The sequence below is a fragment of the Lysobacter arseniciresistens ZS79 genome, from assembly GCF_000768335.1.
Classification (GTDB): domain Bacteria; phylum Pseudomonadota; class Gammaproteobacteria; order Xanthomonadales; family Xanthomonadaceae; genus Novilysobacter; species Novilysobacter arseniciresistens.
Genome location: NZ_AVPT01000044.1, coordinates 1 through 14,076, shown reverse-complemented (window position 1 = coordinate 14,076; position 14,076 = coordinate 1). Strand labels below are relative to the sequence as shown.

Annotated in this window: 12 protein-coding genes, 1 tRNA gene and 2 pseudogenes; 12 read left to right on the top strand and 3 right to left on the bottom strand. The window is 71.7% G+C overall.

From position 1 onward, the window contains the following. Nucleotides 1-72: pseudogene (locus N799_RS14955) on the bottom strand (ferredoxin); the annotation flags it as partial. Nucleotides 73-159: 87 nt separating this feature from the next. Beyond that, a tRNA-Glu gene (locus N799_RS13335) sits at nucleotides 160-235 on the bottom strand. A 109-nt stretch (nucleotides 236-344) separates the two neighbouring features. Here N799_RS13335 and pcnB point away from each other — a divergent pair. The 6 genes from pcnB (at nucleotide 345) to pgi (ending at nucleotide 5,943) form a co-directional block, all read left to right on the top strand. Continuing rightward, on the top strand, nucleotides 345-1,706 hold the full coding sequence (gene pcnB, locus N799_RS13330; RefSeq protein ID WP_036213551.1) for a polynucleotide adenylyltransferase PcnB: 1,362 nt from the start codon (nucleotides 345-347) through the stop codon (nucleotides 1,704-1,706). Beyond that, nucleotides 1,703-2,230 carry a 2-amino-4-hydroxy-6-hydroxymethyldihydropteridine diphosphokinase gene (gene folK / locus N799_RS13325; protein ID WP_052101567.1) on the top strand — a complete coding sequence of 176 codons (528 nt, stop codon included), beginning with the start codon at nucleotides 1,703-1,705 and terminating at the stop codon, nucleotides 2,228-2,230. The genes pcnB and folK overlap by 4 nt, the downstream gene beginning before the upstream one ends. Before the next feature lie 11 nt (nucleotides 2,231-2,241). Further along, entirely contained in the window at nucleotides 2,242-3,072 is an 831-nt protein-coding gene (panB, locus tag N799_RS13320; RefSeq protein ID WP_036213548.1) for a 3-methyl-2-oxobutanoate hydroxymethyltransferase, read from the top strand. A gap of 15 nt (nucleotides 3,073-3,087) precedes the next feature. Then, entirely contained in the window at nucleotides 3,088-3,939 is an 852-nt protein-coding gene (gene panC, locus N799_RS13315; protein ID WP_036213564.1) for a pantoate--beta-alanine ligase, read from the top strand. A gap of 97 nt (nucleotides 3,940-4,036) precedes the next feature. After that, complete coding sequence (gene panD / locus N799_RS13310) at nucleotides 4,037-4,417, top strand: aspartate 1-decarboxylase (RefSeq protein WP_036213546.1); 381 nt, start codon at nucleotides 4,037-4,039, stop codon at nucleotides 4,415-4,417. Between the two features lie 14 nt (nucleotides 4,418-4,431). After that, nucleotides 4,432-5,943, top strand: a complete 1,512-nt coding sequence (gene pgi, locus N799_RS13305; RefSeq protein WP_036213543.1) for a glucose-6-phosphate isomerase — start codon at nucleotides 4,432-4,434, stop codon at nucleotides 5,941-5,943. Nucleotides 5,944-6,039: 96 nt separating this feature from the next. On the opposite strand, the gene queG is transcribed toward pgi, so the two are convergent. After that, a complete protein-coding gene (gene queG, locus N799_RS13300) occupies nucleotides 6,040-7,137 on the bottom strand; it encodes a tRNA epoxyqueuosine(34) reductase QueG (protein WP_036213562.1) in 1,098 nt (365 codons plus the stop codon). An 87-nt stretch (nucleotides 7,138-7,224) separates the two neighbouring features. Here queG and N799_RS13295 point away from each other — a divergent pair. The 6 genes and pseudogenes from N799_RS13295 to N799_RS13270 form a co-directional block, all read left to right on the top strand. Then, a pseudogene (locus N799_RS13295) lies at nucleotides 7,225-8,064 on the top strand (NAD(P)H-hydrate dehydratase); the annotation flags it as partial. Continuing rightward, nucleotides 8,061-8,537 (top strand): tRNA (adenosine(37)-N6)-threonylcarbamoyltransferase complex ATPase subunit type 1 TsaE, encoded by a 477-nt coding sequence (gene tsaE / locus N799_RS13290; RefSeq protein ID WP_036213540.1) that lies wholly within the window; start codon nucleotides 8,061-8,063, stop codon nucleotides 8,535-8,537. The pseudogene N799_RS13295 and the gene tsaE, both read left to right, overlap by 4 nt. 87 nt (nucleotides 8,538-8,624) lie before the next feature. Beyond that, a complete protein-coding gene (locus N799_RS13285) occupies nucleotides 8,625-10,163 on the top strand; it encodes an N-acetylmuramoyl-L-alanine amidase (protein ID WP_052101565.1) in 1,539 nt (512 codons plus the stop codon). Between the two features lie 87 nt (nucleotides 10,164-10,250). Then, entirely contained in the window at nucleotides 10,251-12,089 is a 1,839-nt protein-coding gene (gene mutL, locus N799_RS13280) for a DNA mismatch repair endonuclease MutL (RefSeq protein WP_036213538.1), read from the top strand. Continuing rightward, complete coding sequence (locus N799_RS13275; protein WP_152597968.1) at nucleotides 12,089-13,048, top strand: DUF1684 domain-containing protein; 960 nt, start codon at nucleotides 12,089-12,091, stop codon at nucleotides 13,046-13,048. Before mutL ends, N799_RS13275 begins: the two co-directional genes overlap by 1 nt. A 3-nt stretch (nucleotides 13,049-13,051) precedes the next feature. Beyond that, entirely contained in the window at nucleotides 13,052-14,050 is a 999-nt protein-coding gene (locus N799_RS13270) for a TraB/GumN family protein (protein ID WP_052101564.1), read from the top strand. Nucleotides 14,051-14,076 lie beyond the last annotated feature (26 nt).

The following is a 14,076-nucleotide window of genomic DNA, read 5'->3' as shown; positions in this document are numbered from 1 at the left end:
GTCGACCGGGCACACCTCGACGCAGTCGGTGTACTTGCACTTGATGCAGTTCTCGGTGACGACGAAGGGCATGTTCGGGGTTCCGGTGGACCAGGGGGGCGATTGTAGCGAGTCGCAAAAGAAGAAAGCCCGCACATCGCTGTGCGGGCTTCCGGTTATTGGCGCTCCCTACGAGATTCGAACTCGTGTTTTAGCCTTGAGAGGGCCACGTCCTAGGCCTCTAGACGAAGGGAGCAGATCCGCGCCGGATCTCTCAACGTTGCGCGGCCTGCTAGTATAGAGGGCTATTTTCCGCCCGGCAACGGGTATCCTTGAAAAATTTCCAACGCGGCGACGCCCGCTCGATGCCGGACCAGAATCCTTTGCCCAACCCAACCCTCCGGGTCATTCCGCGTGACCAGCACAACGTCTCGCGCAGGGACATCAGCCCGAACGCGCTGCGGGTGCTCTACCGCCTTCGTGACGCCGGGTTCGGTGCCTATCTGGTCGGCGGTGCGGTGCGCGACCTGCTGGTCGGCGGCAGCCCGAAGGATTTCGACGTCGCCACCGACGCCACCCCCGAGGAAGTCCGGCAGCTGTTCCGCAACTGCCGGCTGATCGGCCGCCGGTTCCGCCTCGCGCACGTTGTGTTCGGCCGCGAGATCATCGAGGTCGCGACGTTCCGTTCCAACAGCGACGACGGCAGCGGCGACCGCGAGACCCACGAAGGCGGCCGGCTGCTGCGCGACAACGTCTACGGCACGATCGAGGAGGACGCGGTCCGCCGCGACTTCACCGCCAACGCCCTGTACTACGCGATCGAGGACTTTTCGGTCCGCGACTACACCGGCGGCTTCGAGGACGTGCGCAACCGCCTGATGCGCCTGATCGGCGACCCCGAGACCCGCTACCGCGAGGACCCGGTGCGGATGCTGCGCGCGGTGCGGCTGTCGGCCAAGCTGGGGTTCGAGGTCGAGGCGGCCACCGCCGCGCCGATCCCGGTGCTGGCGCCGCTGCTGGCGGAATCGGCGCCCGCGCGGCTGTTCGAGGAGTGCCTCAAGCTGTTCCTGTCCGGCCACGCGGTCGACAGCTTCCTCGGGCTGGAGCGCCACGGGCTGCTGGCGACGCTGCTGCCGGAGACCGCGCAGGCGCTCAGGGCCAACCGGAGCGGCGCGCTGCGGCGGATGCTGCTGGAGGGCCTGGCCGGCACCGACCGGCGCGTGGCCAACGGCGAGCCGGTGTCGCCCGCGTTCCTGTTCGCGCTGCTGCTGTGGCCGGCGTACTGCCGCGCGCTGATCACGCTGCAGTCGCAGGGTGTGCATGCGGTCGAAGCCCAGCGCCGCGCTGCCGACCGCGTCACCGTGCACCAGCTGGGCATGATCGCGTTGCCGCGGCGCTTCTCGGGGCCGATGCAGGAGATCTGGCTGCTGCAGTCGCGGTTCTCGTTGCGCCAGCGCAAGCGGGTGATGCGCATGCTGTCGCACCCGCGCTTCCGCGCCGCCTACGACTTCCTCGGCGTGCGGCTTGCGGCGTCGAGCGAACATGCCGACGACGTCGAGTTCTGGCGCGAGGCGCAGCTGGACCCGGAACACGCCGGCCTGATGCAGCGCCGCGGGGCGGACGCGGACCCGGACCTCGCGGATGGCGATGATGGCGCCGGCGACGAGGGGCGACCCCGCAAGCGTCGCCGCCGGCGTCGCGGTGCACCGGTGGCATCGGGCGAATGACCCCGTCCGTGGTCGCGTTCGTCGGCCTCGGCAGCAACCTCGGCGACAGCGCCGGCCTGCTTCGGGACGCGTTGCGGTCGCTGGACGGCCTGCCCGGTACGTCGGTGGACGCCTGTTCGGGCTTCTACCGCACCCCGGCCTGGGGCAACACCGAGCAACCGGACTTCATCAACGCGGTCGCGATGCTGCGCACCGCGCTGGACCCGCACGTGTTGCTCGCGGCGATGCTCGACATCGAGCGCCTCGCGGGCCGCGAGCGTGGCGACCCGGCCGACCGCTGGGGCCCGCGCACGCTCGACCTCGACCTGCTGCTGTACGGCGACGCGACCATCGACGCGCCCGGCCTGCGCGTCCCGCATCCACACCTGCATGAGCGCGCGTTCGCGCTGGTGCCGCTAGCGGAGATCGCGCCCGATGCGCCCATTCCCGGCCACGGCCGCGTGCGCGATGCACTGGCCGCGATGGCGGCCGGGGACGTCGAAGCGCTAACGTATATGTCTCCGCCGCCTCCCGCGGCGCGCTGACGAGCCCTCCCATGTACAGCTCGACCGAACGACCCGGGCGCCGCGCCGCGCCGTGGACCGTGCCGATGTTGCGCGACGCCAAGCACGACGGCCGCCGGCTGGCGATGCTGACCTGCTACGACGCCGGATTCGCGCGCGTCGCCGACGCCGCGGGGATCGACCTGCTGCTGGTCGGCGACTCGCTCGGCATGGTCGTGCAGGGGCAGGACAGCACGTTGCCGGTGACCGTCGCGGACATCGAGTACCACACCCGCTGCGTCGCCCGCGGCGCGGCCCAGCCGTTGCTGGTCGCCGACATGCCGTTCCAGTCGGACGCGTCGCCCGGACGCGCGCTCGACGCCGCGACGCGGTTCCTGCAGGCCGGTGCCGGCATGGTCAAGATCGAGGGCGCCGGGCACAAGCTCGACGTGATCCGCCACCTGGTCGAGCGCGAGATACCGGTCTGCGGGCATCTCGGCCTGACCCCGCAGTCGGTGCTGCGGCTGGGCGGCTACAAGGTGCAGGGCCGCGACGAGGCCGCCGCCCGTCGCCTGCGCGATGACGCCATCGCGGTTGCCGAGGCCGGCGCCGAGCTGCTGGTGCTCGAATGCGTGCCGACCCCGGTCGCCGAGGCGATTACCGCGGAGCTGTCGATCCCCACGATCGGTATCGGCGCCGGCCCGCATTGCGACGGCCAGGTGCTGGTGCTGCACGACATGCTCGGGCTGGCCAGCGGCCATCGGCGGCCGAAGTTCGTCAAGGATTTCCTGGGCGAGGGCGGATCGGTTCAGGGCGCGATGGAGGCCTTCGCCGCCGCGGTGCGCGAGGGCGCCTTCCCGGACGCCGGTCACTCGTATGCGTAGGTCGCGGGGCGGGTGCTGATGGAGTCGGTTTCGGATATCCGCGAGCTGCGCGGGCATGTCGCGCAGTGGAAGCGCGAAGGGCTGCGCGTGGGCTTCGTGCCGACGATGGGCAACCTCCACGCCGGCCATCATTCGCTGGTGCGGCTGGCGCGCGAGAACGCCGACCGGGTCATCGTCAGCGTGTTCGTCAACCCGACCCAGTTCGGCCCCAACGAGGATTTCGCGCGCTACCCGCGCACGCCCGAGGCCGACCGTGACGGGCTCGCCGCCTCCGGCGCGGACCTGCTGTGGCTGCCGTCGGTCGACACGATGTACCCGTTCGGCCCCGAAGCTGCGGTGCACGTGCGGGTGCCGGTGGTGACCGAGGTGCTGGAAGGCGCCCATCGTCCCGGCCATTTCGACGGCGTGGCGACGGTGGTATCCCGGCTGTTCCACCAGGTGCAGCCGGACGTCGCGGTGTTCGGCCGCAAGGACTACCAGCAACTGGCGGTGATCCGGCGGATGGTGCGCGACATGGCGTTCCCGGTCGCGCTGCTGGCGGCGCCGACCCTGCGCGAGGACGACGGCCTGGCGATGAGTTCGCGCAACCAGTTCCTCGGCCCCGCGGAGCGGCCGGTCGCGGCCCGGATCCACCAGGTGCTGCAGGCGATGCGCGCCTCGATCCAGGCCGGCGTGGCGCGCGCGGAGGTCGAGGCCGAGGCGCGCAGCCAGCTGGAGGCCGCCGGCTTCCAGGTCGACTACGCCGTCGTGCGGATGCCGGAACTGACCGAGCCCGACGAGCGCGTGAAGGCGGGGCCGAGGGTCGCGCTGGTCGCCGCCCGGCTTGGCGGGACGCGGCTGATCGACAACCTCGAATTCGAGGCCTGAATAGAGGTGCGACGTTCCACCGGCGTTTTGTTGCGCCGCGCCATGCGCTGCTAGAATTTGCGCCAGAACGACCGCAACCCGCGGACGGAGTTCGGACATGCAACTGAACCTGCTGAAGGCCAAGATCCACCGCGCCACCGTTACCCACGCCGAGCTGCACTACGAAGGCTCCTGCGCGATCGACGGCCGCCTGCTCGACATCTCGGGCATCCGCGAGTACGAGCAGGTGCACATCTACAACATCAACAGCGGCCACCGCTTCGTCACCTACGCCATCCGCGGCGAGGAAGGCAGCGGGATCATCTCGGTCAACGGCGCCGCCGCCCACTGCGCGCAGCCGGGTGACCTGGTCATCATCTGCGCCTACGCCGAGTTCGACGAGGCCGAGGCGGCCAAGTACAAGCCGACGCTGGTCTACGTCGACGGCGACAACAAGCTGACCCACACCAACCACTCGATCCCGGCCCAGGCCGCCTGAGCGGCGGCGTCGGGATGACGGCGTCCTCGGCGATCAGGCAGCTGCGCGCGCACGCCGTGCGGCTGGCGTCCACTTCCATACCGGCGCTGTCCGCGGCCGATCCGCGCCGTGCGTCCGCGCTGGCGCTGCGGGTCGGCCCGCTGTACGCCAACTTCGCCCGCCAGCGTTACGACGACGCGGCCCTCGACGCGCTGTTCGCGCTGGCCGCGGCGCGCGATGTCGGCGGCCGGCTGCGTGCGCTGTTCGACGGCGACACCGTCAACCCGACCGAGGACCGTCCCGCGCTGCACACCGCGTTGCGCGGCGACCTCTCGTCCGGTCCGGTTGCGCGCGATGCCAGCCGGGCCGCCGCCGAGGCGCGGCAGCGGATGCGGGAGCTGGTGGCGCAAATCGAGGCGTCGGGCGTCACCGAAGTGGTCAGCGTCGGCATCGGCGGTTCGGACCTGGGGCCGCGCCTGATGGTCGATGCACTGGCCGACCGGGAAGCGCCGCGGCTGCGCGTGCACTTCCTGTCCAACGTCGACCCGGCCGCCGCCCGCGCGGTCATGGCCGCGCTGGATCCGGCGCGGACCGCCGTGCTGCTGGTGTCGAAGAGTTTCGGCACGCAGGAAACGCTGCTCAACGGCCGCATCCTGCGTGAGTGGCTCGGCGACGACAGCCGCCTGTATGCGATCACCGCCAACGCGGCGCGCGCGGAAGCAGCGTTTTCGATCCCCGCCGCGCGCATCCTGCCGATGTGGGACTGGGTCGGTGGGCGCTATTCGATGTGGTCGGCGGTCGGTTTCCCGATCGCGCTGGCGCTGGGCATGGACTCGTTCGAGGCCCTGCTCGACGGTGCGGCCGAGATGGATGCGCACGTGCTGGACGCGCCGGCGCGCGGCAACCTGGCGCTGTGGCATGCGCTCACTGCCGTGTGGAATCGCAACGCGCTGGGCCTGTCCAGCCACGCCGTGCTGCCCTATGCCGACCGCCTCCGCCTGCTGCCGAACTACCTGCAGCAACTGGTGATGGAGAGCCTCGGCAAATCGGTGCGCATCGACGGCTCGCCGGTCGACGTCGACACGGTGCCGGTCTGGTGGGGCGGGGTGGGCACCGACACCCAGCACAGCTTCTTCCAGGCGTTGCACCAGGGCACCCTGGCGGCGTCGATGGACCTGATCGGCGTGGTTGCCGGCGACGACGGCCACCGCGACAACGCGGACGCACTGCTGGCCAACCTGCTGGCCCAGTCGGAAGCACTGGCCAACGGCCGCGCCAGCGACGACCCGCACCGCGCGTACCCGGGCAACCGGGTCGGCACGATGCTGCTGCTGGACGCGCTCGACCCGCGCGCGCTCGGCGCGCTGATCGCGATGTACGAGCACAGCGTGTACCTGCAGGGCGTGCTGTGGGGCATCAACCCGTTCGACCAGTTCGGCGTCGAACTGGGCAAGCAGGTGGCCGACCGGCTGCTGCCGGCGCTGCGCGGCGAGGGCGAGGCGGCCGATCCGGTGACGCGGGAACTGATCGCGCAGCTGCGTCGCTGAGCAGGGCGCTTTCCGCAGTACGCCAGGCGCGAGGTCGTTGCGTGCCGTGTCCGGCGTGACGACCGGAGTGCTGGCCGCTCGGAATCCACGCCATTCCTATGGCGAATCGTCCGGCGCGCCCCCGCCCGTCGCTGATCCGCCGGCGCGGTGCTTGGCCAGCGCCCATTCGACGTGTTCGCGCACCAGCTCGTCATCGCAGTCGCGGCGGGACTCCAGCGCGGCGACCACCTCCGGCGTGGTCGGTGCGTTGCCCAGTGCCACCGCGATGTTGCGCAGCCAGCGCCGGTGGCCGCTGCGCCGGATCGCCGAGCCTTCGGTGCGCTGCATGAACTCCTCCTCGGTCCACGCGAACAGGTCGGCGAGGCTGGCCTCGTCGAGGTTGTTGCGCACGCGGAAGTCGGGCTCGTCGCTGCGGCGGGCGAACTTGTTCCACGGACACACCAGCTGGCAGTCGTCGCACCCGAAGATGCGGTTGCCGATCGGCTCGCGCAGCTCCAGCGGGATCGCGCCGTCGTGCTCGATCGTCAGGTACGAGATGCAGCGACGCGCGTCCAGCCGGTACGGTGCGGTGATCGCGCCGGTGGGGCAGACGTCGATGCAGCGGGTGCAGGTGCCGCAATGCGAGGTGGCGGGTTCGTCCACCGGCAGCGGCAGGTCGACGTAGATCTCGCCGAGGAAGAACCACGACCCGCCGTTGCGGTCGATCAGGCAGGTGTGCTTGCCGATCCATCCCAGCCCGGCGTTGCGGGCCAGTGCGCGCTCGAGCACCGGCGCGGAGTCGACGAACACCCGGTGGCCAAACGGTCCGACCATCGCGGCGATTCGCTCCGACAGCTTCTGCAGGCGGTTGCGCATCAGCTTGTGGTAGTCGCGTCCGAGCGCGTAACGGGCGACGTAGGCGCGCTCGCCGTCGGCCAGCGTTTCCCACGCCTGCTCGTCGTCGCGGCGGCCGTAGTCCAGCCCGACCGAGATCACCCGCAGCGTGCCCGGGAGCAGCTCGGCCGGGCGTGAGCGCTTGTCGCCGTGCCGCGCCATCCAGTCCATCGAGCCGTACAGCCCCTTCGCCAGCCAGTCGCGCAGGTGGGCCTCGTCCTCGTCGAGCACGATGTCGCTGATGCCGCAGCGCTGGAAGCCGGCCTCGCGGGCCAGCTCGCGGATTCGGGCGGCCAGGACGGCGGGGTCGGCGGCCGTCAGGGTGTCGGCGGGGGCGGTGGAGTCGGGCTGGGTCACGGCGGGTGCAAGTATAGAATCGGCGCCATGACCGACACCCCCGATCACGTCGCCGAACCGCTCACGACGGGCGAGCTCGCGCGCTGGCTGCGGCCACGCGCACGCGACAGCCACAAGGGCGACCACGGCCGGGCGCTCTGCATCGGCGGCGACCACGGCCACGGCGGCGCGATCATGCTCGCGGCCGAGGCGGCGCTGCGCTGCGGGGCGGGGCTGGTCGACGTGGTGACGCGTCCGGCGCACGTGCCGGCGCTGCTGGCGCGGCGTCCCGAGGCGATGGTCCGCGCGGCCGATGACGGCGCGGTGCCACCTGCGTTGCTGGCTTCGGCCGACGCCGTGCTGCTCGGTCCCGGCCTCGGACAGGACGCATGGGGCGCGGCGCTGTTCGCGCAGGTGCTGGATGCGGCGGACGGGCTCCAGCTGGTGCTGGACGCCGATGCGCTGAACCTGCTTGCGGCCAACCCGCGTCCGCTGCCAGCGGGCACCGTCATGACGCCGCATCCCGGCGAAGCCGCGCGGTTGCTCGGGATCGCCACCGCGGAGGTGCAGCGCGATCGCCTTGCGGCGCTGCGGCAGCTGTGCGACCGGTTCGGTGCGGTGGTGGTGCTCAAGGGCGCGGGCACGCTGGTCGGTGCGCCGGGTCGCGGGCCGAGGCGTGTCGATGCGGGCAACCCGGGGATGGCGGTCGGCGGCATGGGCGACGTGCTCGCCGGCGTGATCGCGGCTCTGGTCGCGCAGGGCCTCGCGGCGGCGGACGCCGCGGCCTGTGGCGCGCTGCTCCACGCCGGTGCCGGCGATGCCGCGGCGCGCGAGGGCGGCCAACGCGGGTTGTTGCCGGCCGACCTGATGCCCTGGCTACGCCGCCTCGCCAATCCGGAGCCGGTGCCATGACCTCGCTGTGGCTTGCCGACAGCGAGCAGACCGACCGCCTCGGCGAGGCGCTGGCCCGCACGCGCCCCGCGAACGCGGTCGTCTACCTGCACGGCGACCTTGGCGCCGGCAAGTCCACCCTGGCCCGCGCGCTGCTGCGGACGCTCGGCGTGCGCGGCTCCATCCGCAGCCCGACCTACACCCTGGTCGAGCGTTACCCGCTGGCCGCGGGCGGCGAGGCGTGGCACCTCGACCTGTACCGGATCGGCGACCCCGGCGAGCTTGAATTCCTCGGCCTCGATCCCGCCGAAGCGAGCCTGTGGCTGGTCGAATGGCCAGAACGTGGCGCCGGCGGGTTGCCGGCACCGGACCTGGTGCTGGAAATGGCGGTCGAAGGTGACGGCAGGCGCGTCAACGCCCGGTCCTGCAGTGATATCGGCGCGGCCTGGCTGGTGCGGGCAGGGCTGGACGGGGCAGTTGCGGTCGACTCCTGAACACCGCGACAAGAACATCCGGCAGGTATCGGATAAATAAGGGGAAAGTGCTTGCATTCCCCCGGATGCAGTGCTTGACTACGGCCCATGCGAGTCAAGGGCGCGACCTTCCAGAAATTCCTGCTCGGCCTGGCGCTGCTCTCGGCGCTGGTCTGGAACCTTGCGCACGCCAGTGAAATCAATGGCTTGCACCTCAGCGCCGGCGCCACCGGTACCCGCGCCGAGATCGCCCTCGACAAGAGCGTCGAGTTCGACATCCTCCGCCTGTCCGCGCCCGACCGCCTCGTGGTCGACCTGCCCGGGTCCTCGCTGGCCGACGGCCTGCGCGTGCCCGCCGGCGCCGGCGTGGTGAAAGCCATCCGCACCGGCCAGCCGGTTCCCGGCACCGCGCGCATCGTGTTCGACCTGACGCAGCCGATCACCGCGCTCAAGCCGCGGATCGAGCCCGGTGCCAGCGGGCCGCGGCTGGTGCTGGAGTGGCCCGGCGACGGTGCCCGCGACGCGGTCGCCGCGGAACCGGCCGGCGTTCCCGTACCCACGCCGGCCCCGACGCAGGCCGCCGAGCCGCAACCGACCGCCGCCGAGCAGTCCGCCGCGTCCGCCGCGGCGACCAGCCGCCTGATTTCCGAACTCGCCGCGCGCCACACGTCGCAGCCGGCGGCGACCCCGGCCGGCGCCGGCAGCGCCGCCGTCGACGACCCGATCGCCGCGGTCATCGCCGCGCACGCCGCCAAGGTTCCGACCACCATCGCGACCGGCGTGCCGACCCGCGTCGCCACCGGCAAGCCGGCGACGCCGCCGTCCGCTGCACCCGCCGCATCCGCACCGGCACCGGTCAAGACGCTGCAGAGCGTGATGGGCCACGGCATGCGCCCGCTGGTGATCGCCATCGACCCCGGCCACGGCGGCCAGGACCCGGGTGCGCTGGGCAAGAACGGCACCCGCGAGAAGGACGTCGTGCTGCAGATCAGCAAGGAGCTGGCCCGCCAGATCAACGCGACCCCCGGGCTGAAGGCCTACCTGACCCGCGACACCGACGTCTTCATCCCGTTGAACAAGCGCGCGGTGCTGGCGCGACAGGCCAAGGCCGACATGTTCATCTCGATCCACGCCGACGCCGCCGAAAACCGCAGCGCCGACGGCTCCTCGGTCTACGTGCTGTCGCTCAAGGGCGCGTCCTCGCAGCGCGCGCGCTGGCTGGCCAACAAGGAGAACGCCTCCGACCTCGTCGGCGGCGTGCGTCTGGAGCAGACCAGCAACACGCTGGCCTCGGTGCTGCTCGACCTGACCCAGAGTGGCCACATGAAGGCGTCGGAAGAGGCCGCCGGCGAGATCCTCGACGGCCTGATGCGGGTCGGCAACATCCACAAGACCCATATCGAGCGCGCCAATTTCGCGGTGCTGCGCACGTCCGACATGCCGGCGATGCTGGTCGAGACCGCCTTCATCTCCAACCCGGAGGAGGAGAAGCGGCTGAAGGATCCCGCGTTCCAGCGCAAGATCGCCGGCGCGGTGCTGGACGGGGTCAATGCGTTCTTCACCCGCCAGCCGCCGCCGGGCACGATGTACGCCGCGCGCGCCGCCGCACAGGGCGATGGCTACGGCGCGGCCGGCGGCAGTCCCTGAGCACTCCGGCGTCGGCGTCGGCGTCGGCGTCCCGATTTACTTCGCTATGATGGCGGACCGCTCCGCGCGACCGCCCCGTCTGCTCACGTGCCGATCCGTCCGCTGCCCGACACCCTGATCAACCAGATCGCCGCCGGCGAAGTGGTCGAACGCCCGGCGTCGGTGGTCAAGGAGCTGGTCGAGAATGCGCTCGATGCCGGTGCGCGGCGGGTCGACATCGACCTTGAGGAGGGTGGCGTCCGGCTGATCCGCATCCGCGACGACGGCGGCGGGCTGCCCCCCGAGGAGCTGCCGCTGGCGATCTCGCGCCACGCCACCAGCAAGATCGCCTCGCTGGATGACCTGGAAGGCGTGGCGACGCTGGGTTTCCGCGGCGAGGCGCTGCCGTCGATCGCGTCGGTCAGCCGGTTCTCGCTGTCGTCGCGACAGCGCGAGGCCGAGCACGGGGCGACGCTCGAAGTCGAGGGCGGCCGCATCGGCGAGGTGGTGCCGAAGGCGCATCCGCAGGGCACCACGGTCGAGGTCCGCGACCTGTTCTTCAACGTCCCGGCACGGCGCAAGTTCCTGCGCGCCGAGCGCACCGAGCTCGGGCACATCGAGGAGTGGCTGCGCCAGCTCGCGCTGGCGCGCCCCGACGTCGAGCTGCGCGTGTCACACAACGGCAAGCCGTCACGGCGCTGGAAGGGCGAGGGCGACCTGCTGTCGGACCTGCGCCTGCACGAGGCGCTCGGCGAGGAGTTCGCGCGCAACGCGCTGCGGGTCGACCACCAGGGCGCGGCGCTCAACGACTCGGCGCAGCCGCTGCGGCTGCATGGCTGGATCGCGCAGCCGGCGTACAACCGCGCCAGCGCCGACCAGCAGTACCTGTACTGCAACGGCCGCGCGATCCGCGACCGCAGCGTCGCCCATGCGGTCAAGCAGGCCTATGCCGACGTGCTGTTCCACGGGCGGCAGCCGGCCTACGTGCTGTTCCTGGAACTCGATCCGCGCCGGGTCGACGTCAACGTCCATCCGGCCAAGCACGAGGTGCGCTTTCGCGACTCGCGCCTGATCCACGACTTCGTCTACCGGACGCTGCAGTCGGCGCTGGCGGAGACCCGTGCCGGCACCGTCCCGCAGGCCGCGCATGGCGAGCCAGTGCAGGCGCCGGCCGCGGTCGGCGACTACCGCTGGGCCGCCCCGCAGGCGCCGCTCGGCCTGCAGGTCGCCGACGCCCGCGCCGGCTACGCCGCGCTCTACGGGGCTGCGCCGGCGACGACCTCCGGCACCTTCACCACCGCCAACACCGCCGACATCGTCCTGGCCGAGCACCCGGCACTGCCCGCCGGGAGCGAGCCGACCCTGCCGCCGCTGGGCTATGCGCTGGCGCAGCTGCACGGCATCTACATCCTCGCCGAGAGCGCCGAAGGACTGGTCGTGGTCGACATGCACGCCGCCCATGAGCGCATCGGCTACGAGAAGCTCAAGGCCGCGCACGACGGCGAAGGCCTGCGCAGCCAGCCGCTGCTGGTGCCGGCCACGCTCGCGGTATCCGAGCGTGAAGCCGACGTCGCCGAGCGCGAAGCGGCCACGTTGGCGGCGCTCGGCTTCGAGGTCACCCGCGCCGGCCCGCAGTCGCTGACCCTGCGCAGCGTGCCGGCGCTGCTCGCCCATGGCGACGTCGAGGCGTTGTTGCGCGACGTGCTGGCGGACCTGCGCGAGTACGGCGAATCCCGTCGCATCGCCAGCGCCCGCGACGAGCTGCTGTCGACCATGGCCTGCCACGGCGCGGTGCGCGCCAACCGCCGCCTGACGCTGCCCGAGATGAACGCCCTGCTGCGCGAGATGGAAGCGACGGAGCGCTCCGGCCAATGCAACCATGGCCGCCCGACCTGGGCACGCTTCGGCCTTCCCGAAATCGACCGATGGTTCCTGCGAGGACGCTGATGGCCGGACCGACCCGCGCCCCGACCCCCTTCCACCTGCTGCTGGCCGCGACCCTCGCTTGCGCGGCGCTCGCCGGCTGCAGCGATTCCGACTCCGATACACAAGAGACCGACATGTCCGCCGAAACCGCCGCATTCCACGCCGACCTGCAAGCCTGGCGCGACCAGCGCCGAGAAGCGCTGCTGGCGCCGGATGGCTGGGCCAGCCTGATCGGCCTGCACTGGATCGAGCGCGGCCCGCACTACCTCGGCAGCGACACCGACAACGGCATCCAGCTCGGTCTCGGCCCGGAGCACATGGGCATGATCGAGCTCGGCCCCGACGGCGTGCGCTTCGTGCCGGAGGAGGCGGTGGCGCTCACCGTCGACGGCGCGCCGCTCACCGGCGCGACCATGCTGCGTACCGACGAGGACCCGCAGGGCCCCAGCGTGCTCGGCTTCGACGAGGGCCGCGGGCAGGCGACCGTGATCCGCCGCGGCGGTCGCCACGCCCTGCGCGTGCGCCACGCCGACGCGGCCACCCGCACCGGCTTCAGCGGCCTGGACTACTGGCCGGCCGACCCGGACTGGCAGGTCGAGGCGACGTTCATCCCGCACCCGCCGGGCCAGACCATCGAGGTCGCCAACATCATCGGCAGCACCGACGCGACGCCGAACCCGGGCGCGTACGAGTTCGAGCGCGACGGCACGACCTACCGGATCGAGGCGCTGGACGAGGGCGGCGACGAGCTGTTCCTGGTGTTCGGCGACCGCACCAACGGGCACGGCAGCTATGGCGCGGGGCGCTTCCTGTACGCGCCGAAGCCCGGTGCCGACGGCCGCGCGGTGCTGGACTTCAACCGCAGCTACAACCCGCCGTGCGCCTTCACGATGTTCGCGACCTGCCCGCTGCCGCCGCTCGAGAACCGCCTCGACCTCGCGATCACCGCGGGCGAGAAGGCCTACACCCGCAAGGAGTAGTCGATGTCCCCGGCGAAGCTGCTGCTGGTTGTCTGGTTCGCGCTCCTGCTGGCCGCGTCGCACGCGGTATCGGCGTCGACCGGCCGCGACGCGCCCTCGGCGGGCGCCGCCGCGCAGGCTGCGGTTGCGGCGCCGGCCCACGAGCCGCCGGTGCCGCTGTTGTGGAAGGTGTCCGACGCGGACAACGCGATCTACCTGCTCGGTTCGTTCCACCTGCTCAAGGCGGGCGACTACCCGGTGTCCGAGGACATCGAGCAGGCCTTCGCGGCGGCCGAGCGGGTGGTGTTCGAGGTCGCGCCGGAGCAGCTGGACGCGCCCGACACCGGGCAGCGCTTCCTCGCTGCCGCCGGCTACGAGAACGGCCGCTCGCTGTCGAAGGTGATGCCGTCGCGGCTGTACGAGAAACTGCGCCGGCTGCTGGCGCGGCAGGGCCAGGGGATCGCCCAGATCGAGGCTTACGAGCCCTGGTTCGTCAACCTGTCGCTGCTGCTCGGGCTGGCGCGCTCGCTCGAATTCAGCCCCGACCAGGGACTCGACCGCTACCTGATCGGCCGCGCCACCAAGGCCGGAAAGCCGACCGCGGGGCTGGAAACGCTGCAGGACCAGCTCGACGCGCTGGACGCCACGCCGCTGGACGAGCAGCTGACCAGCCTGCGCGAGTTCCTCGACCGCCCGCAGGAGATGCCGGGGCTGCTCGACGAACTGCACCAGGCCTGGCGCGATGGCGACGTCGAGGCGCTCGACGTGCTGACCCGCCGCGACATGCGCGAGAAAACCCCGGAGACCTACCGGCTGCTCAACGTCGAGCGCAACGACCGCTGGGTGCCGGCGCTGCAGGCGATGCTGGACGACAACGGCGACGACGCGCTGGTGGTGGTCGGCGCGCTGCACCTGCTGGGCGACGACGGAGTGGTCGAGAAGCTGCGCGATGCCGGGTACGACGTGGAGCGGATCTGCTCTGCGTGCGAGGCGGAGCCGGTGACCACGCCCGACCCCATGTAGGAGCAACTGTCTTCTTCAGATCGGCT